The 18613-nt window shown below is 60.3% G+C and carries 17 protein-coding genes; 8 read left to right on the forward strand and 9 right to left on the reverse strand.

Annotated elements, in window-relative coordinates:
• Window positions 1-311 precede the first annotated feature (311 nt).
• The 4 genes from L901_RS27860 to L901_RS21815 all read left to right on the forward strand — a co-directional run bounded on the left by L901_RS27860 (window position 312) and on the right by L901_RS21815 (window position 5366).
• A complete protein-coding gene (locus L901_RS27860) occupies window positions 312-443 on the forward strand; it encodes a hypothetical protein (RefSeq protein ID WP_256364474.1) in 132 nt (43 codons plus the stop codon).
• Window positions 433-4251 (forward strand): vitamin B12-dependent ribonucleotide reductase, encoded by a 3819-nt coding sequence (locus L901_RS21810; RefSeq protein WP_059760223.1) that lies wholly within the window; start codon window positions 433-435, stop codon window positions 4249-4251. The genes L901_RS27860 and L901_RS21810 overlap by 11 nt, the downstream gene beginning before the upstream one ends.
• Before the next feature lie 106 nt (window positions 4252-4357).
• On the forward strand, window positions 4358-4987 hold the full coding sequence (locus L901_RS26670; RefSeq protein ID WP_082710775.1) for a DUF4145 domain-containing protein: 630 nt from the start codon (window positions 4358-4360) through the stop codon (window positions 4985-4987).
• Window positions 4988-5033: 46 nt separating this feature from the next.
• Complete coding sequence (locus L901_RS21815) at window positions 5034-5366, forward strand: DNA-binding transcriptional regulator (RefSeq protein ID WP_059760469.1); 333 nt, start codon at window positions 5034-5036, stop codon at window positions 5364-5366.
• 6 nt (window positions 5367-5372) lie between these two features.
• On the opposite strand, the gene L901_RS21820 is transcribed toward L901_RS21815, so the two are convergent.
• On the reverse strand, window positions 5373-6698 hold the full coding sequence (locus L901_RS21820) for an Nramp family divalent metal transporter (RefSeq protein WP_059760225.1): 1326 nt from the start codon (window positions 6696-6698) through the stop codon (window positions 5373-5375).
• 355 nt (window positions 6699-7053) lie between these two features.
• Here L901_RS21820 and L901_RS21825 point away from each other — a divergent pair, with 355 nt between their 5' ends.
• The gene (locus L901_RS21825; protein WP_059760227.1) at window positions 7054-7281 is read left to right on the forward strand and encodes a hypothetical protein; all 228 of its coding nucleotides are present in this window, start codon (window positions 7054-7056) and stop codon (window positions 7279-7281) included.
• Between the two features lie 25 nt (window positions 7282-7306).
• On the opposite strand, the gene L901_RS21830 is transcribed toward L901_RS21825, so the two are convergent.
• Window positions 7307-9040 (reverse strand): ABC transporter ATP-binding protein, encoded by a 1734-nt coding sequence (locus tag L901_RS21830; RefSeq protein ID WP_059760228.1) that lies wholly within the window; start codon window positions 9038-9040, stop codon window positions 7307-7309.
• 229 nt (window positions 9041-9269) lie between these two features.
• Here L901_RS21830 and L901_RS21835 point away from each other — a divergent pair, with 229 nt between their 5' ends.
• A complete protein-coding gene (locus L901_RS21835; protein WP_020808949.1) occupies window positions 9270-10508 on the forward strand; it encodes an AI-2E family transporter in 1239 nt (412 codons plus the stop codon).
• Window positions 10509-10687: 179 nt separating this feature from the next.
• Here L901_RS21835 and L901_RS21840 read toward each other — a convergent pair whose 3' ends face one another.
• Window positions 10688-11143, reverse strand: coding sequence for a GNAT family N-acetyltransferase (locus L901_RS21840; RefSeq protein WP_059760230.1), 456 nt, complete (start codon window positions 11141-11143; stop codon window positions 10688-10690).
• A gap of 105 nt (window positions 11144-11248) precedes the next feature.
• Between L901_RS21840 and L901_RS21845 the strand changes: the two genes are divergently transcribed.
• A complete protein-coding gene (locus L901_RS21845) occupies window positions 11249-11668 on the forward strand; it encodes a hypothetical protein (RefSeq protein ID WP_020808947.1) in 420 nt (139 codons plus the stop codon).
• A 141-nt stretch (window positions 11669-11809) separates the two neighbouring features.
• Here the strand turns inward: L901_RS21845 and L901_RS21850 are convergent, their stop codons facing one another.
• The 3 genes from L901_RS21850 to L901_RS21860 form a co-directional block, all read right to left on the reverse strand.
• Complete coding sequence (locus L901_RS21850; protein WP_059760232.1) at window positions 11810-13000, reverse strand: DUF2336 domain-containing protein; 1191 nt, start codon at window positions 12998-13000, stop codon at window positions 11810-11812.
• 75 nt (window positions 13001-13075) lie between these two features.
• The gene (locus L901_RS21855) at window positions 13076-13687 is read right to left on the reverse strand and encodes a flavin reductase family protein (RefSeq protein ID WP_059760234.1); all 612 of its coding nucleotides are present in this window, start codon (window positions 13685-13687) and stop codon (window positions 13076-13078) included.
• Window positions 13687-14268: a nitroreductase gene (locus L901_RS21860; protein ID WP_059760236.1), complete on the reverse strand. Its 582-nt coding sequence runs from the start codon at window positions 14266-14268 to the stop codon at window positions 13687-13689. The genes L901_RS21855 and L901_RS21860 overlap by 1 nt, the downstream gene beginning before the upstream one ends.
• A gap of 110 nt (window positions 14269-14378) precedes the next feature.
• On the opposite strand from L901_RS21860, the gene L901_RS21865 reads away from it, so the two are divergent.
• Window positions 14379-15359, forward strand: a complete 981-nt coding sequence (locus L901_RS21865; protein ID WP_059760238.1) for a hypothetical protein — start codon at window positions 14379-14381, stop codon at window positions 15357-15359.
• Between the two features lie 242 nt (window positions 15360-15601).
• Here the strand turns inward: L901_RS21865 and thrS are convergent, their stop codons facing one another.
• The 3 genes from thrS to yidD all read right to left on the reverse strand — a co-directional run bounded on the left by thrS (window position 15602) and on the right by yidD (window position 18611).
• Window positions 15602-17605 (reverse strand): threonine--tRNA ligase, encoded by a 2004-nt coding sequence (gene thrS / locus L901_RS21870; RefSeq protein ID WP_059760240.1) that lies wholly within the window; start codon window positions 17603-17605, stop codon window positions 15602-15604.
• A 125-nt stretch (window positions 17606-17730) separates the two neighbouring features.
• Window positions 17731-18255: a DUF1697 domain-containing protein gene (locus L901_RS21875; protein ID WP_059760242.1), complete on the reverse strand. Its 525-nt coding sequence runs from the start codon at window positions 18253-18255 to the stop codon at window positions 17731-17733.
• Window positions 18252-18611 carry a membrane protein insertion efficiency factor YidD gene (gene yidD / locus L901_RS21880; RefSeq protein ID WP_059760244.1) on the reverse strand — a complete coding sequence of 120 codons (360 nt, stop codon included), beginning with the start codon at window positions 18609-18611 and terminating at the stop codon, window positions 18252-18254. The genes L901_RS21875 and yidD overlap by 4 nt, the downstream gene beginning before the upstream one ends.
• Window positions 18612-18613 lie beyond the last annotated feature (2 nt).

Raw genomic sequence — 18613 nt, forward strand, 5'->3', positions numbered from 1 at the left:
CACTCCACACAATATCTTGTGGTTAAAAATGGGTTTCAATCTATGGCTTGACGAATCTGTGCCGCGAGAGGAAAGTGACAATTATGTTGCGGCGGCAACGGACCGGAAAGTAACGAGGCCGGTTCCTCTCCATCTTCAGCGCGCATGTCCAAAGCGGCGTCCCGGCCATGAGGGGGCGGTTCGCCGCAGGCTTTTGCGCGCCTTTGGGAACCGCCAAAAACATGACGCGGGGACTGGCGGCAGGAAGCTGTTGATACTATATTTAGTATTCCATGACATGCTTGCAGCCGAATAAGCCACGAGATACAGGGATGACATCCAAGGATGAACATCCCTTTCAGATCGGCAACAACCGGCTGCGCGAAGGCATCGCACGGCTGGACCGGATTTTTGCGCCCTTCACCGGGCGCCCAATGGACGAGGACAGAAACCATGCGCATTGAACGCCGCTTCACGAAGCCCGGCCAATCGCCTTATGCGGAGATCGACTTCCGCAAGGCCGTCAGTGAAATCAAGAACCCGGATGGATCGATCGTGTTCCGTCTGGCGGACATCGACGTTCCCGCGCAGTTCAGCCAGGTTGCCACCGACGTTCTGGCGCAGAAATATTTCCGCAAGGCCGGCGTGCCGAAGTTCCTGAAAAAGGTTGAGGAAAACGACGTTCCTTCATTCCTGTGGCGCTCGGTGCCCGATGAAAAGGCGCTGAAGGATGTGCCCGAAGCCGAGCGTTTCGGCTCCGAGACCGATGCGCGTCAGGTTTTCGACCGTCTGGCCGGCACCTGGGCCTATTGGGGCTGGAAGGGCAAATATTTCTCGTCCGAAGAAGATGCCCTCGCTTTCCGCGACGAGCTTGCCTATATGCTCGCCACCCAGCGCGTTGCGCCGAATTCCCCGCAATGGTTCAACACCGGCCTGCATTGGGCCTATGGCATCGATGGCCCCGGCCAGGGCCACTTCTATGTCGATCCCTTTACCGGCAAGCTGACCAAGTCCAAGTCCGCTTACGAACACCCGCAGCCGCATGCCTGCTTCATCCAGTCCGTTGAGGACGACCTCGTCAATGAAGGCGGCATCATGGATCTGTGGGTGCGTGAAGCGCGCCTGTTCAAATACGGTTCCGGCACCGGCTCCAACTTCTCCTATCTGCGCGGCGAAGGCGAAAAGCTTTCCGGCGGCGGCCGCTCCTCCGGCCTGATGAGCTTCCTCAAGATCGGCGACCGTGCAGCCGGCGCCATCAAGTCCGGCGGCACCACCCGCCGTGCGGCGAAGATGGTCGTTGTCGATGCCGACCATCCGGATATCGAAGCCTATATCGACTGGAAGGTGAACGAGGAGCAGAAGGTTGCCGCTCTCGTGACCGGCTCCAAGATCGTCGCCAAGCACCTGAAGGCGATCATGAAGGCCTGCGTCAATTGCGAGGCTGACAATGGAGACTGCTTCGACCCGGCCAAAAACCCTGCCCTGAAGCGCGAAATTCGCGCCGCCAAGAAGGACATGGTGCCGGAAAACTACGTCAAGCGCGTCATCCAGTTCGCCGAACAGGGTTACAAGGACATCCAGTTCAAGACCTATGACACGGATTGGGATTCGGAAGCCTATCTGACGGTTTCGGGCCAGAACTCCAACAACTCCGTCTCGCTGAAGGACGACTTCCTGCGCGCTGTCGAAAATGACGGCGACTGGAACCTCACCGCCCGCAAGGACGGCAAGGTCATGAAGACGCTGAAGGCCCGCGACCTCTGGGAAAAGATTTCCCACGCCGCCTGGGCATCGGCCGATCCGGGCCTGCACTTCAACACCACCATGAACGACTGGCACACTTCGCCGGCCGCCGGCCCCATCCGCGCCTCCAACCCGTGCTCGGAATACATGTTCCTCGACGACACGGCCTGCAACCTCGCCTCGCTGAACCTTCTGCAGTTCAAGGATCAGGCGACGAAGCGCATCGATATCGCCGATTACGAACATGCCGTTCGCCTGTGGACGGTCGTGCTCGAAGTGTCGGTCATGATGGCGCAGTTCCCGTCGCGCCAGATCGCCGAACTTTCCTATGAATACCGCACGCTCGGCCTCGGTTACGCCAATATCGGCGGCCTCCTGATGTCCTCGGGCATTCCCTATGACAGCGCCGAAGGCCGCGCGATTGCCGGTGCGCTCACCGCCATCATGACCGGTGTGTCCTACGCCACCTCGGCCGAAATGGCCGGCGAGCTTGGCCCCTTCCCGGGCTTTGCGCCGAACCGCGACAACATGCTGCGCGTCATCCGCAACCACCGCCGCGCCGCTCACGGCCAGTCGGAAGGTTATGAAGGCCTGTCGGTCAACCCGGTTGCGCTCATCCATGGCGATTGCCCGGATCAGGACCTGATCGCCCATGCCGTCGCCGCCTGGGACAAGGCGCTGACGCTCGGCGAACAGCACGGCTACCGCAACGCCCAGACGACGGTTATCGCGCCGACCGGCACGATCGGCCTCGTGATGGATTGCGACACGACCGGCATCGAGCCCGACTTCGCGCTGGTGAAGTTCAAGAAGCTCGCCGGCGGCGGTTACTTCAAGATCATCAACCGCGCCGTTCCGGATGCGCTGCGTTCGCTTAGGTATTCCGAAAGCCAGATCGCCGAGATCGAAGCCTACGCCGTCGGCCATGGCAATCTCAACCAGGCGCCCGGCATCAACCCTTCCACGCTGAAGGCCAAGGGCTTCACCGATGAGAAGATCGAGGCCGTCAATGGCGCGCTGAAGAGCGCCTTCGACATCAAGTTCGTCTTCAACCAGTGGACGCTCGGCGCCGATTTCCTCAAGGAAACGCTGAAAGTTTCCGACGAGCAGCTCTCCGACATGAGCTTCAACCTGCTCGAGCACCTCGGCTTCGGCAAGAAGGACATCGAAGCGGCAAACGTTCACGTCTGCGGCGCGATGACGCTGGAAGGCGCACCGTTCCTGAAGGCCGAGCATCTGCCGGTCTTCGATTGCGCCAACCCCTGCGGCAAGATCGGCAAGCGTTATCTCTCGGTCGAATCGCATATCCGCATGATGGCGGCGGCACAGCCCTTCATCTCCGGTGCGATCTCCAAGACGATCAACATGCCGAACGATGCGACCGTCGAGGATTGCGGCAGCGCCTACATGCTCTCCTGGAAGCTGGCGCTGAAGGCGAACGCCCTTTACCGCGATGGTTCCAAGCTTTCCCAGCCGCTCAACGCTTCGCTGGTGGAAGATGAGGACGAAGAAGACCTGATCGAAGAGCTGATCCAGCAGCCGGCTGCACAGCAGGCCGTGACGATCACCGAAAAGATCGTCGAACGCGTCATCGAGCGCGTCTCGCGCGAGCGTGAAAAGCTGCCGAACCGCCGTCAGGGTTACACCCAGAAGGCAACCGTCGGCGGTCATAAGGTCTATCTGCGCACCGGCGAATTCGGCGATGGCCGCATCGGCGAAATCTTCATCGACATGCACAAGGAAGGTGCGGCCTTCCGTGCGATGATGAACAACTTCGCCATCGCCATTTCGCTCGGCCTGCAATATGGCGTGCCGCTGGAAGAATATGTGGAGGCCTTCACCTTCACCAAGTTCGAACCGGCCGGCATGGTGCAGGGCAACGACGCGATCAAGAACGCCACGTCGATCCTCGACTACGTGTTCCGCGAACTCGCCGTCTCCTATCTCGGCCGCCACGATCTCGCCCATGTCGATACGTCGGATTTCTCCAACACGGCGCTCGGCAAGGGTATCCAGGAAGGCAAGACCAACCTCGTTTCCACCGGCTGGACCCGCGGTTACAAGCCGACGCTGGTTTCCAGCAATGGCGGCGAACGGTCGTCTTCCGAGCCGAAGGGCTCGGCAACGGCAGCCCCCGCCCGCGCTTCGGCCAACGTGACCTCCTTTGCCGGCTCCGCCGCCCGCAAGCTGGAACCGACCGTCTCCGTCGCAACCTCCGAAATCGTCTCCTTCAAGCGGGACTATGAAGAGCGCGCCAGGGAACTGGCCGAAGAAATCGCCGAGGAAGTGATCGACGACGTCGCCCAGGAATCCCAGCAGACGGCAACCGCCCTCTTCTCCGACAAGGCCGCCGCAGATGCTGCATCGGCCAAGACGGAAGCCAAGAAGGTGGAAAACGAACGCCGCATGCGCTCGATTGCACAGGGCTACACGGGCAATATGTGCTCGGAATGCCAGAACTTCACGATGGTGCGGAACGGCACTTGTGAGAAGTGCGATACTTGTGGGGCTACGAGCGGGTGCAGCTGATAAATACAGGGATAAGTGGTAACGCCACTTTTAAATTCCTAAAGTTGATATGAACATATCCCCGCAGCGATTGGTTCGCTGCGGGGATTTTTGTTAAGGAACCAAAATGCGTTGTTCGCACTGCTTAGTAAATTTTCATGACAATTGGCTTCCTGGAACTTTCTACAGGCGTAACCAACCAACAGGTTGGACATACCATACCGCTGCATGTCCAGCATGCGAACGACTAACTATCGTAATTGAAAATGATGACGGCGAGCAGCGAATTGTAGAACCGATTTCCACGTCAAGAGGACCAATTTCTAATTTTGTTCCTTCTGAAATATCAATAGACTACACAGAAGCATGTAACGTTCTACCGATTAGCCCCAAGGCTTCAGCGGCGCTAGCGCGCCGTTGCTTACAGAACATTCTAAATACATTTGGATACAAAGCAAAAGATCTGGCGAAACAGGTAGATGCCTTAATTAACGAGACAGATCCCAAAAAAGCGTTGCCAATAGGCTTGCATGAAACAATAGATGCTATCCGCAATTTTGGAAACTTTTCTGCTCATCCGATAGATGAAAAAACGACGCTGCAAGTAATCGATGTCGAGGCGGAAGAGGCCGAATGGTGCCTTGAAATATTAGAAGAATTGTTCGAACATTTTTACGAACGCCCAGCAATTGCAGCTCAGAAAAAGGCCGCGCTAGATGCAAAGCTAGCAGCAGCAGGAAAGCCACCATCGAAATAACTACCAAGACATACAACACGCCGAGAGTGCGAATAATATGGCGACAATGGCTGGTAAAATCGATCAAACCGACTGGGTCCGTCTTCGCGCGATGACTGATGAAGAGGCGGAAACCAATGCGCTGACCGATCCAGACAATCCGCCGCTTTCCGCCAAGCAGCTCGCCTCGGCCCCCAGAATGCCACGCATCAAAATCATCCGCCGGGCGCTAAAGCTGACGCAGGAGGAGTTTTCCGTCCGTTATCATATTCCGCTCGGCACCCTGCGCGATTGGGAACAGGGTCGCAGCGAGCCGGATCAACCGGCCCGCGCTTATCTAAAGGTTATCGCCGTCGATCCGGAGGGAACGGCGGCCGCGCTTCGTAAAGGCGCGGCGTGACCCACCTCACCCCATAAAATCCACCAGCAACTTCACATTCAATCCCGCAATCACCACCGCGATCAGCCAGGCAAAGGCCGAGAGCCAGAGCGGTGAGCGCAGCTCGCCCATCTTGGCCTTATCGGCGGTGAACATCACGAGCGGGAAGACGGCGAAGGAGAGTTGCAGGCTGAGCACCACCTGCGTCAGGATCAGCAGTTCCGCCGTGCCGCTATCGCCGTAGAAGATGGTCACGCCGGCGGCGGGGACAATGGCGATGGCGCGGGTGATGAGACGGCGCAGCCAGGGGGCGAGCCGCATCTTGAGGAAACCTTCCATCACGATCTGGCCGGCAAGCGTTGCCGTGACGGTGGAATTGATGCCGCAGCAGAGGAGCGCCACGCCGAACAGCGTCGGCGCAATGGCAAGGCCGAGCAGCGGTGCCAGCAGATTATGGGCTTCGCCGAGTTCGGCAACGGTCGTCTGCCCCGCCTTGTTGAAGGTCGCCGCCGCCAGAATGAGGATCGAGGCGTTGATGAGGAGCGCGAACATCAGCGCGATGGTGGAATCGAGCGTGGCGAATTTCAGCGCCTCGCGTTTTTCGGCAATCGTCTCACCGATTTCGCGGGTCTGCACGATGCCCGAATGCAGATAGAGATTATGCGGCATGACGGTGGCGCCGAGAATGCCGAGCGCCAGATAGAGCATGTCCGGATTGGTGACGATCTCCGTCGTCGGCGCGAAACCGAGGATCACCTGCCCCCAGTCGGGATCGGCGAGCGCCACCTGAATGGCGAAACACACGGCGATGACGCCAAGCAGCGTGATGACCAGCGCCTCCACCCAGCGGAAGCCGAGCTTCTGCAGATAAAGGATCAGGAATACGTCGAGCGCGGTGATGAGAACGCCGAGTTCCAGCGGAATGCCGAAAATGAGGTTGAGGCCGATGGCCGTACCGATCACCTCGGCGATATCGGTGGCGATGATGGCGATTTCGGCCAGCAGCCACAGCACCATGGCCACCGGTTTCGGATAGGCATCGCGACAGGCCTGGGCGAGATCGCGGCCGGAGGCGATCGCAAGACGGGCGCAGAGCGATTGCAGCACGATCGCCATGATGTTCGAGACCAGCGCGACGGTGAGCAGCGTGTAGCCGAATCTGGAGCCGCCGGCGAGCGACGTCGCCCAGTTTCCGGGATCCATGTAACCGACCGCAACGAGATAGCCGGGGCCGAAAAAGGCCATCGCCCGGCGAAACGTGCCGGCATTCGGTTTGACCCGGATCGAGCTGTGAACGTCGGACAACGAGAGATCGTCGCCGTTCCGTCGCCATCCAAAGACTGGCTTGTCCATTTTCTGCGCTTTCAAATGGGAGATTGAATTGGTGCAATTGCAAATCATTCGCATAAGCGGCAACGGCTGGCAAGGGGAGTTTTGCGGTCGGATATCGGCGCACGATGCCGCAGGCGCGTGCCCGGTTCGGGCGCGAACCGACACACCATCACGCGCTTATGGCTGGCCCTCCTCTCCTTCCCGCCGCGCGCCGGCTGGATTCCGTCTAAGGCAGGGATGATGGCGGTCGGGGGAAAAGGGCGGCGGCGAACCGGAGGCCTCACGGCCTTGTCATCGCCCTGCCCCGTCGATTTCGGAACGGTCGCGTACCCGCCTGCGTTGATCTTTCAGGAAGCAACCTATTACGGGAAAGTTCATGCGACAGGGCCACAAATTCAGCCTGGTGAACCATCCGAGCCGATGGCCGAAATATATAATGGCGCACAGAAAGCCGCGCGACTGGCTGATGACGATCAGCGGCATCGTGCTGCTGTTCATCGTCGCCGCCGCGGTCGCCATGGGTTATCTCGTCACCAGCCATCCCGGCAAGCCGGAGCCCAACCCCGGTATCGTGGAGGAACAGGCGGCGGAAAACAGCGGATGAGCGATGGCGCAGAAAGCGCCGCTCATCAGCTCAGGCCCGCAAGGTGCCCGCTGAACTGCGCCTCGTGCAGCCGGCTGTAATGGCCCTTGGCGGCCAGCAACTCGGCATGGGCGCCGGTTTCGGCAATGCCGGTCTGGTCCACCACCACGATGCGCGAGGCATCGCGGATCGTCGCCAGCCGGTGGGCGATGACGAGCGTGGTGCGGCCTTTGGCAAGCTCGGTCAGCGATTGCTGGATGGCGCGTTCGGTTTCCGTGTCGAGCGCCGAGGTCGCCTCATCGAGAATGAGGATCGGCGGGTTCTTGAGGAACATGCGGGCAATGGCGAGACGCTGTTTCTGGCCGCCGGAAAGCTTGACGCCGCGCTCGCCAATGACGGTGTCGAGCCCGAGCGGCATGGCCTCGATGACACCATCGAGACGGGCGCGCCGCGCCGCATCCATGATGTCCGCGTCCGAAGCGCCGAGCCGGCCATATTCGATATTCTCACGGATCGTGCCGCCGAACAGGAAAACATCCTGCTGTACGATACCGATCTGGTTGCGCAGCGAAGCAAGCTTCATCTTGCGGATATCGATGCCGTCAATGGTGATCGCGCCGCTAGTGACATCGTAAAAACGCGGCAAAAGCGAGCAGAGCGTCGTCTTGCCCGCCCCCGAAGGACCGACAAAGGCCACCGTCTCACCGGCGCTGATCTTCAGGTCGATATTGGTAAGAACCGTCTTGCCCTCGGCATAACCGAAACCGACATGGCGATATTCAATATTGCCGCGCAGCAACGGCGCTTCCACCGCATCCGGCGCATCGACGATATCGGGCGCGGTGTCCAGCAATTCGGTGAAACGGCGGAAACCGGCAATGCCCTTGGGATAGGTCTCGATGACCGAATTGATCTTTTCCACTGGCCGGAAAAACACGCCCACCAGCAGCAGGAAGCCGACGAAGCCGCCTTCCGTCAGGCTGCCCGTCAGCACGAACCAGGCGCCGCAGATCATCACGATCATCTGCGTCAGGCGCATGCTCATATAGCTGAGCGAGGTGCTGGCAGCCATGATCTTGTAGGCGTCGAGCTTGGTGCGGCGGTATTTCTGATTGTCCTTCTCGAACAGCGCGCGCTCGTGATCCTCATTGGCGAAGGCCTGCACGACCCGCATGCCGCCGACATTTTCCTCGATACGGGCGTTGAAATCCCCCACCCGGCCGTAAAGCGCACGAAAATTCTGCGTCATGCGGCCGCCGTAACGGCTGGTCACCCAGGCGGTAACGGGCACGACGGCGGCGGTGATGAGCGCGAGCGGCACATTGACCGAAAGCATCAAGAGGAACGCGCCGATGAAGGTCATGATGGCGATGAACAGGTCTTCGGGGCCGTGGTGGGCCACCTCGCCGATCTCTTCCAGATCCTTGGTCAGCCGCCCGACCAGATGGCCGGTCTTCTGGTTGTCGAAATAACGGAAGGAGAGCTTCTGCAGATGGTCGAAGGCCAGACGCCGCATGTCGGTCTCGATATTGATGCCGAGCATATGTCCCCAATAGGTGACTGTCGCCATCAGCCCGGTATTCAGCACATAGATGACCAGCAGCCCGACCGACGCCGCAAGGATGATGGCCCATTCACCGCCCGGCAGCAGCACATCCACAAAGGCCTTCACCGCCATCGGAAAACCGAGTTCGAGCACGCCCGACAACACCGCGCAGGAAAAATCGAGAATGAACAGACCGCGATAGGGACGGTAATAGGCGAAGAAACGGCGGAGCATGGCATGACCTGGAGATCGGGCGCGGCAACCTTACGCCGCAAGAAAAACGGAGTTCAATTGTCATATTTCGATGCGCGCGCCAAGACCGATGTTCTATTTTTACCAAAATCGTTCAATAGGTTCAGCAATAAACACACAACGGTAATGTGATCCGATTATATTGCACTTATATGTATCGGTGTGACAGAGTGAATGCACCCTTCGGGGAGAATGCGAGAAAGAGCCTGCCGTGAGTAACATTGACAGCCGTAAGCCCAGTGGCGAACCGAGATGGCTTGGTCCCGCCAGCCCGACGCGGATCGCCCTGATCCCGCCCATCTCGGCTGCGCGCTGGCTTCTCGTTCTCGTCGCCCTTGCCGGCATTTATTTCTTCCACGGCTTTCTCGTCCCCGTTCTCGCCGCTCTCGTCATCGGTTTCGCCAGCTGGCCGGTTTATACCCGGCTTCTGCGGCAGGTGGGCGGCAACACCACGCTCGGCGCCACCATCGCCATCATCCTCATCCTCGCCTTCCTCGTGGTGCCGATCTTCATCGCCGCCTCCTATACGGCAAGCGAAATCCGCGAATGGTTCGGCTGGGCGGTGCATGTCAACAAGACGGGCGCCCCCGTGCCGGACTGGATCGCCGCCCTTCCCGCCGTCGGCCCCTGGCTCGGCGAACAATGGGTGAAATATATCGGCACGCCGGGCGCCATCGGCGAGCTCATCCAGCTCGTCAGCGGCGCCAATATCGGCAATATCTACCGGGCGATCCTTGCCGCCGGCAACGGCGCGTTCCACCTTGTGCTGACCCTGCTGTTCATGCTGATCGCGCTGTTCTTCGTCTACCGCAACGGCGCGGGCTTCACCCGGCAGGTCGATCTGGTCGGCGAACGCATCCTGCCGACACGGTGGGAACGCATTTCCCGCGTCGTGCCCGCCACCATCAGCTCCACCGTCACAGGCATGACGCTGATCGCCATCGGCGAAGGCATCATCCTCGGCATCGCCTACTGGATCGCCGGCGTGCCCTCGCCCGTCACGCTCGGCGTACTCACCGGCGTCATGGCGCTCATTCCGGGCGGTGCGCCGCTCTCGTTTACCCTGGTGTCGATCTATCTGGTCGCCAGCGGCTCGCCCGCCCACGGGCTGGCGCTGTTCGTCTGGGGTTCGGTGGAACTCTTCATCGTCGACAAGACCATCCGTCCGAAACTCGTCGGCGGGCCGATCAAACTGCCCTTCCTGCCCACCTTTTTCGGCCTCGTCGGCGGCGTCAAGACCATGGGCTTCCTCGGCCTCTTCATCGGCCCGGTGCTGATGGCGCTCCTGGTCGCAATCTGGCGCGAATGGGTGCGTGAAGTGGAAATCTCCGCCGCCGCCAGTGCCGAGGCTCCGCCCCCGCCGCCCACGCAGGAAGACGCCATCGATGAGGTTGCCGCGCTCGAAGACAATAGCGAGGAAACGACCGCGTTTCGGAAAGCGGCGTTTTGATCGGTGAAGCCTGCAGGCAGACGCCTCGACGCTGGTGCCTATAGTCCTCAAACCGCGCATCCGTCATGCTCGGGCCTGTCCCGAGCATCTGCTACCGATTGATTCTACGATACGTGATTAGATCCTCGGCACGGGGCCGAGGATGGATGTGCAGGATACGGCAAACTCGCGCGGTAGGCTTAAAGCACCTTCTCCATGAACAGGCTGAGCGGATCCGGCTTATAAGGCGCAAAGGCCTCGATCTCCACAAACCCCGCCTTGCGGTAAAGACCGATCGCCTCCGGCTGGCTGATGCCGGTTTCGAGACGGATGACGGAAAGGCCAAGCTCGGCGCCGCGCGCGACAAGCGTATCCATGATCAGCTTGCCAATCCGCAATCCCCGCGCCTCGGGATCGACGAACATGCGCTTGACCTCCGCCGTGCCGTCACCCGCCTCCACCAGCGCGCCGCAGCCGACGACGCGGCCGTCATGCCGGGCCACGAAAAACGAGACATTGTCCTGCTCGAGCGCGCCGATATCGACCAGATGATTGCTCTCGGCGGGGTAAAGCGAGGCCATATAGGCGTTGGAAAGGTCGATGAGGCGCAGAACCGCATCCTGCCGGGGTGTTTCAAGCTTGATTTCGGTGGCCAATGCGATGCCTGCCTTCTCTATAAAATGCGTATTTCGTCGTAATGTCACTGCAATCGGGATAGATGAGTTTCTAGAGCATAAATCCCGACAGAGGCAACACACACCATGAAAACAGCCCTCGTTCTCATGACCTTCCTTGGTTGCGACGACAGCGCCACCGATTGCCATTACCTCGCCACCTCGCAGCAGCGCTGGACGAGCATCGAACTGTGCGACGCCGTGTCGGAAAAGGAGCTGGAGCGATACGCCAACGCACCTTACCCAGTAGTGGTAGCCGTGTGCCAGACACCGGGCGAACAGCCCCCGCAGACGGCCGGCACGCAACCTCCCGCCACGGCACCGGCCACTGCGCCGCAGGCAACGGCGGCTGTTACGCCGAAGGAAGAGGAAAGCCTCACCAAACAGGCGATCAGCCGCGTCAGCCGTATCCTGCCTTCAACCGAAGGCATAAAGCATCTTTTGGGGACACCGGTGAGGATGGTTGAAAACAGCTATTCGTGGATCGCCAAGCGGTTCGATAAGTGAGGCAATTGGGAAAAAGCCGCAGCGGCTTTCTTTGCCGATGCGAGGTGGAGATTTCCTCTGACAGCAAAGCCCCCACTTCCCTCATTCCTGTGCTTGTCACAGGAATGAGGGTGAGAGGATGCACCCGCGGAAACCCGGACGTTACGCCGCCTCGACCGTCAGCGCTTCCGCATAATACCGCGCCTTCTGCCGCTCTTCGGCGATGGCGAGCTTGCGCACGGCATGCAGCAGTTCGTACAGCGTTTCGGAACCGTTGACGTCACGGAAATGGGCCAGCAGTTCCGCCGAGACGGAGGCCGCCACATCAGAGAGCTGCGAGCGGGCGGCACGGCGCCACATCAGCGTCGCCTCGATGAAGACGTCGACAACATCGCCGAAAAGACCGACCGACTGGAACAGCGCCTTCAAGGCATGCGGCCGCCCCGTCGCCAGAATGGCCCGCACCTTGCGGTCATCGAGACCGGAGAGATTGACCATGGCCGCCGTGAAGAATTCCAGCCGGCCCGAACATACGGCATGGATGAGCAGCGCCGGCGTCAGTTCCAGCCGCTGGCGCAGATGCTCCACCAGCGCCGGCAGCTCCGGCGAGGAAACGCTGGCGGCGATAAGGATGGTGGCGGAATCTTCCGCCTCGCGGAAAAGACTGTCGGCGCGGTTGCGCGCGATCATTGCGTGAACCAGCGCGGAGCCCGCGAGAGCTTCGCTGATGCGGCCCATCAACAGGTGACGCGCATCGGCGGGCAGCGCCTCGCGGCGAAGCAGGAGGTCGCGAATATCGGCATCCGAACCATGGCGCTCGGCGATGCGCCTGAGCGAAAACGGCGTGATGAAGGCATCGTCGTTTTCGAGCAGGATGATGGTTTCCGGCAGGTCGCCGACTTCGGCAAGCGCCGCGCAGACACCGCGCGGCAGGCCCGGCCTTGCGGCGATGAGGGATCGCGTCAGGCTTTCGCCGCGCCCGACGAGGTCGACCAGATCGGCTTCGCCGAGAACCGGCGAGCGGGCAATGACGGTGCAGGCGATTTCCGGCTGGTCTTCGGCGAGTGAAACGAGAATGGCGCGCGGAGCGTCATGGGCATCCGCCAGCGCTTCGGCAAGCGCCAGTCGCACACGCGGCGAAGGATCGTCGAGCAGATAGGTCATCGCCATATAGGCGGCATCGCGGTTCTCGCGCGCCATGTCGGACTGAAGATAGGCACGGCCGAGAGCATTGGCGGCTTTCGCCCGCTCGGTCGATCCAGCCTTTTCAGACCAGCGAAGAAATGCCTGTACGATCACCTGAGCCTCGAAAACATTCGCAACAATGGATGGCGGCATCATCGCCGCCACCATGTATAAAACTCTAGGCGCAAATGGTTTACGTTTGGTTCACCATAAAAATTAACCGCCGCCGAAGAAGGACTATATTTATGGCGCAGTAGAGGGGCGCTGCAGCTGGAATACATCGCTGCCGCCATCGCAGTAATCCATATAGCCCATGCGCGCCACGGGTCGCGACAGCTCCATATCGATGCGCCCGTCGCGAATGATCGTTTCATCGATATGGATCGCCATGACCTGTCCGATCACCATCCACGAATCCGCCGGCTGGCCGTCAACGTCCTTAAGCTGCTGTATCTGGGTCACGCGGCACTCCAGAACCGCCAGCGCCTCGCCCACGAAAGGCGCATCCACCACCCGCCCGTCGACGGCAGTGAGACCGGCAAGGGCGAACTCATCGACATCATAACCGACGGGTGCAGAAGACGCATTCATCCGGTCCACCAGATGGCGGCTGACGAGATTGGCGGTGAAGACGCCGGTTTCCTCGACATTGCGCAGGCTGTCCTTCCTGCCGCTGGAGGAGAACATCACAAGCTTTGGCCGGTCCGAAATCGCATTGAAGAAGGAATAGGGCGAGAGGTTGAGGGAACCGTCCCTGCCCTTCGAGCCGATCCAGCCGATCGGACGCGGTGCGACGATGGCCTTGAACGGATCATGCGGCAGGCCATGCTGGTTGGTGTCCGTGGTGTAGAACATCAAACGTCCCCGACCCAGGTGACGACGTCGGCAAGCTCCGGCCGCGGCCGCTCCACCGGCGGGAATGTCGTCGAGCCGATATGAATGAACCCGGCCACCTTCTCTTCCGCGCCGACCTCGATTTCCGCGAGGAATGCGGAATCGAAAGCAAACCATTCGGTCAGCCAGTTCGCCGCAAAACCGCTGGCATTGGCGGCGAAGATGAGGTTGAGGCACACAGCACCGGCGGACATGACCTGTTCCCATTCCGGAATCTTGAAATGCGGCTTTGCGGTGCTGATGACGGCGATAACGACGGGCGCGCGGGTGAAGCGGGTGCGTTCCGCTTCCTGCTGCTGCAGGTCCAGTTCCGGGTTCTTTTCAAGCGCGATCCTCAGCGCCGTCTCACCGAGACGCACGCGCTCCTCGCCGCGATAGACGACGAAACGCCAGGGGGCGAGCTTGCCATGGTCAGGCACGCGCACGGCAAGGCGCAGGATGTCCTCGATTTGCCCCTTCGAAGGCCCCGGCTCGGCAAGTTGCAGGGCGGGCGTGGAACGGCGAACCTTGAGATAATCGAGGAGCTTGATATCATTTGTCATGATCAAAAATCTTCCATTCTGCTGTCATCGCAAAAACATGGGCCTTGAAATAGCCACGGCATTGGTTTTGAAGTGATCCGGGAAAATCAAGAAGTCAATCGGTATCGAAAATGTCGGCAATCAAAATCGCGGCACGTCTGACCATTGCATGTGCCGTGCTTGGCCTTTTATCGCAAGCCGCTTTTTCGCAGGATGCCTTCAAAGACTTCAAGCAGCTCGGCGGCACGCCGAAAATGCCGAAGCTGAACGCTTTCACCGCCCCTTCCGCACCCAACGCCCCGGAAAGCACCGCCCGCGATATCAGCATGGAAGCCAAGCTGACCAGCGAAGGCGAAGCGGTGAAGGAAGGTCTGTCCTGGCGCGTCTTCAGCCCCATTCCCGGCGCGGACGGCAAGTTGCCGATGCTGGCAAGTTCGGAAGGCGGCTCGGCGGAATTCCATCTGGTGCCGGGCGAATATTTCGTCAACGTCGCCTTCGGCCGTGCGGGCGTCACCAAGAAACTCAATGTCCCGACTTCCGGCAATGTGCAGAAACAGGTGCTGATTCTCGATGCCGGCGGCTTCGTGCTGAATGCGGTTGCGGGCTCTGACAAGCAGATTTCCGGCAACCAGCTCAAATTTTCCGTCTATTCGTCAGACGCCCGCCCCGATGGCGAGCGCGGCCTCGTCATGGCCGATATCAAGCCCAACACCATCGTGCGGCTGAATGCCGGCACCTATCACGTGGTTTCCGAATATGGCAACGTCAACGCGGTGGTGCGCGCCGACATCCAGGTGGAAGCCGGCAAGCTGACGGAAGCGACGCTCCAGCATCAGGCCGCTCAGATCACCCTCAAGCTCGTCTCCGAAGAAGGCGGCGAAGCCATTGCCGATACGGCCTGGTCGGTGCTGAACGGCGGCGGCGACGTGGTGAACGAAAGCGTCAGCGCCTTTTCGACCATGGTTCTGGCGGAAGGCGAATATACCGCCATCGCCCGCAACAAGGACAAGGTCTACCAGCGCAACTTCAAAGTGACCTCCGGCCGGGATTCGGACGTGGAAGTGCTGATGAAGGATCAGGCGCCGGAAGATATGACCGGGGATTTCGAGTAGGTTCGATTGAACTAATCGCGAGGCCAGCGGTAAGACCCAAAAACCTCTCATCCGTCATGCCGGACTTGATCCGGCATCCAGCCACGGCGCGTCTGCGCCGTGAGGGACGAGTCTTTCGCGATCAAGGACTTGATCGCACTGGACCCCGGATCTAGTCCGGGGTGACGGAGTGCGGATGCCCCGCCTTCTGCCGCCACATCTTTCACAAACAAAACGGCCCCCGAAGGGGCCGTTGTCATTTCTCACGCAACCTGCTTCTTCGCCGCAAGCTTGCGCTTCACATCCGGCGGTGTCGCCTCGTCCACAAGGCTCGTAATAGCATCTTCCAGCGACATCGGCGTCTGGTTCTGCGAACCGAGACGGCGGATGTTGACGGTGCGCTCTTCCGCTTCCTTGCGGCCGCAGACGATGATGACCGGAACCTTGGTCACCGAATGCTCACGGATCTTGTAGTTGATCTTCTCGTTGCGGAAGTCGGTCTCGACCGCCATGCCCGCCTCGCGCAGCGCTTCGGCAACCTCACGGCCGTAATCATCCGCATCCGAGGTGATCGTCGCGACCACGACCTGAAGCGGCGCGAACCACAGCGGCATATGGCCTGCGAAGTTCTCGATGAGAATGCCGAGGAAGCGCTCCATGGAACCGCAGATGGCGCGATGGATCATCACCGGCTGCGTCTTTTCGGAGTTCTGATCGATATAGAAGGCGCCGAAACGTTCCGGCAGATTGAAGTCCACCTGCGTCGTGCCGCATTGCCATTCACGGCCGATGGCATCCTTCAGCGTATATTCGAACTTCGGCCCGTAGAACGCGCCCTCGCCCGGCAGGATGCCGGTCTTGATGCGGCCGCCGGACTGTTCCTCGATGGTCTTCAGAACATCCATCATCACGCTTTCGGCGCGATCCCAGAGATCGTCGGAACCGACGCGCTTTTCCGGGCGCGTGGAGAGCTTGACGACGACTTCGCTGAAACCGAAATCCTCATAGACGGAGAGGATCAGGTCGTTGATACGCAGGCACTCCGCCGCCATCTGCTCTTCCGTGCAGAAGACATGCGCATCGTCCTGCGTGAAGCCGCGAACGCGCATCAGGCCGTGCAGAGCGCCCGAAGCCTCATAACGATGCACGGTGCCGAATTCCGCAAGGCGGACGGGCATTTCGCGGTAAGACTTCAAGCCATGCTTGAAGATCTGTACGTGACCCGGGCAGTTCATCGGCTTCAGGGCGAAGACGCGCTGATCGGCTTCCTCGTCATCGGGATGGGTGAAGGCATGGGCGGATTTCACCGCGAACATGTTTTCCTGATACCAGCCCCAGTGACCGGAGGTTTCCCACAGCGACTTGTCCAGCACCTGCGGCGCGTTGACTTCCTGATAGGTGTTGGCGAGCCGCCGGCGCATATAGGCCGTCAGCGTCTGGAACATGCGCCAGCCCTTGCCGTGCCAGAACACGACGCCCGGGCCTTCTTCCTGGAAATGGAACAGGTCCATTTCGCGGCCGAGACGGCGGTGGTCGCGCTTTTCGGCTTCGGCCAGCACGTGGAGATAATTGTCCAGCTCTTCCTGCGTCGCCCAGGCGGTGCCGTAGATGCGCGACAGCATCGCATTGTTGCTGTCACCGCGCCAATAGGCCCCGGCCACCTTCATCAGCTTGAAGGCCGTGCCGATCTGCCCCGTGGAAGCCATATGCGGCCCACGGCAGAGATCGAACCAGTCGCCCTGATAATAGATCTTCAGGTCCTGACCTTCCGGAATGGCGTCGACCAGCTCGACCTTGTAGTTCTCGCCCTTGGCGGCGAAAACTTGCCTGGCCTTTTCGCGCGACCAGATTTCGCGGGTAAACGGCTTGTTGCGCAGAATGATTTCCTTCATGCGCTTTTCGATCTTCGGCAGATCTTCCGGCGTGAAGGGTTCGTTCTTGGCGAAGTCGTAATAGAAGCCGTTTTCGATGACAGGGCCGATCGTCACCTGCGTGCCGGGCCAAAGCTCCTGCACGGCTTCAGCCATGACGTGGGCGGCATCGTGGCGGATGAGTTCCAGCGCACGCCCGTCTTCACGCGTGACGATCTCTATTTTGCCATCGGTGATGGTCTCGGACAAATCGCGCACGGTACCGTCAAGCGCAATGGCGACAGCCTTCTTGGCAAGCGATTTGGAAATGGATTCGGCGACGTCGCGGCCGGTCGTACCGGCGGGGTAGCTGCGCACGGATCCATCGGGAAATGTAAGGGAAACAGCTTCAGACATTGTCTAATCTCCTGTCCAGTCCCGCCAACGAATGCGGGTGGTGTTGGAATAATGATTTGCCCGCGACAAGCGGACAGGCAGGCTGATAAAGGCTTTTGCCATTGCAGTCAAAGGCGAAGGATCGCTCAGCGAAGCATTTGCGCGAGACCATTGACCGTATTGGCGTTGCGGGTCGTGCCGATACCGAGCCTTTTGGTGGTCAGCACGGACAGCAGCCTGCTCTCGCTCGGCTTGCCGCAAAAATCGATCCATAGATCGCCGCCGGCAAGCGCGATCTTTTCCCTCCCTCGGTATTTCTCCAGCAATTCGAGGACGCCGTTGTCCAGCGGCGCGCGCATCACCCGAACGCAGACATCCGGCGGATTGCCCTGAGCAAAGGGATTGTCCGCCGCCAGTTTCAGCCAGTCGCTCCCCGAACGAACGAGAATATCGACATGTTTGCCGAAGCGGTCTTCGAAGGCGCGCTCCAGCCTGTCCTCAATCTCACGAACAGGTGCCGCCCCGGCGCGAAAAACCAGATTTCCAGTCGCGACCAGCGTTCTGCATTCGGCAAATCCCAGCTCTTCCGCCATTGCCCGCAGATCGGCCATGATGAGCCGCTTGCCCGCGCCGAGCACGATGCTGTGCAGCAGCGCCACATAGTCATTCATCGATGCAGGCTCCAGTAACGCCACGGCATCCACCAGCGCCTGCGGCCATCGAGCACTTCCGGCACCGGGTCCAGCCCGCTGGTGCCGCCCGGCCCGCAGCGCGCGACGCGAAACAGGGTCATCCACCCGCCGGCCCAGAGCCCGTGTCGGGCAATGGCTTCATAGCCATATTCGGAACAGGTGGGGATATGGCGGCAGGAATTCCCGATGAAGCCGGATAGCGTCAGCTGATAAAACCGGATGAAACCGACGCCCAGAAGCCGCCCCGGCGTTTTGGCAAAGCTGCCCGTCCAGTTGCGGGATCGGCCCGCTTTTTCCGCCGTCTGCTGGTGCCGGCAGCCCGGTTCGCCGCACATCG

The organism is Agrobacterium sp. D14, from assembly GCF_001526505.1.
Taxonomy (GTDB): Bacteria; Pseudomonadota; Alphaproteobacteria; order Rhizobiales; family Rhizobiaceae; genus Agrobacterium; species Agrobacterium leguminum.

Excerpts from the sequence above, each read along its gene's own strand:
- L901_RS27860 (WP_256364474.1), top strand. The coding sequence starts at position 312 with ATGACATCCAAGGATGAACATCCCTTTCAGATCGGCAACAACCGGCTG.
- L901_RS21810 (WP_059760223.1), top strand. The coding sequence starts at position 433 with ATGCGCATTGAACGCCGCTTCACGAAGCCCGGCCAATCGCCTTATGCG.
- L901_RS26670 (WP_082710775.1), top strand. The coding sequence starts at position 4,358 with ATGCGTTGTTCGCACTGCTTAGTAAATTTTCATGACAATTGGCTTCCT.
- L901_RS21815 (WP_059760469.1), top strand. The coding sequence starts at position 5,034 with ATGGCTGGTAAAATCGATCAAACCGACTGGGTCCGTCTTCGCGCGATG.
- L901_RS21820 (WP_059760225.1), bottom strand. The coding sequence starts at position 6,698 with ATGGACAAGCCAGTCTTTGGATGGCGACGGAACGGCGACGATCTCTCG.
- L901_RS21825 (WP_059760227.1), top strand. The coding sequence starts at position 7,054 with ATGCGACAGGGCCACAAATTCAGCCTGGTGAACCATCCGAGCCGATGG.
- L901_RS21830 (WP_059760228.1), bottom strand. The coding sequence starts at position 9,040 with ATGCTCCGCCGTTTCTTCGCCTATTACCGTCCCTATCGCGGTCTGTTC.
- L901_RS21845 (WP_020808947.1), top strand. The coding sequence starts at position 11,249 with ATGAAAACAGCCCTCGTTCTCATGACCTTCCTTGGTTGCGACGACAGC.
- L901_RS21850 (WP_059760232.1), bottom strand. The coding sequence starts at position 13,000 with ATGGTGGCGGCGATGATGCCGCCATCCATTGTTGCGAATGTTTTCGAG.
- L901_RS21855 (WP_059760234.1), bottom strand. The coding sequence starts at position 13,687 with ATGTTCTACACCACGGACACCAACCAGCATGGCCTGCCGCATGATCCG.
- L901_RS21860 (WP_059760236.1), bottom strand. The coding sequence starts at position 14,268 with ATGACAAATGATATCAAGCTCCTCGATTATCTCAAGGTTCGCCGTTCC.
- L901_RS21865 (WP_059760238.1), top strand. The coding sequence starts at position 14,379 with ATGTCGGCAATCAAAATCGCGGCACGTCTGACCATTGCATGTGCCGTG.
- thrS (WP_059760240.1), bottom strand. The coding sequence starts at position 17,605 with ATGTCTGAAGCTGTTTCCCTTACATTTCCCGATGGATCCGTGCGCAGC.
- L901_RS21875 (WP_059760242.1), bottom strand. The coding sequence starts at position 18,255 with ATGAATGACTATGTGGCGCTGCTGCACAGCATCGTGCTCGGCGCGGGC.
- yidD (WP_059760244.1), bottom strand. The coding sequence starts at position 18,611 with ATGTGCGGCGAACCGGGCTGCCGGCACCAGCAGACGGCGGAAAAAGCG.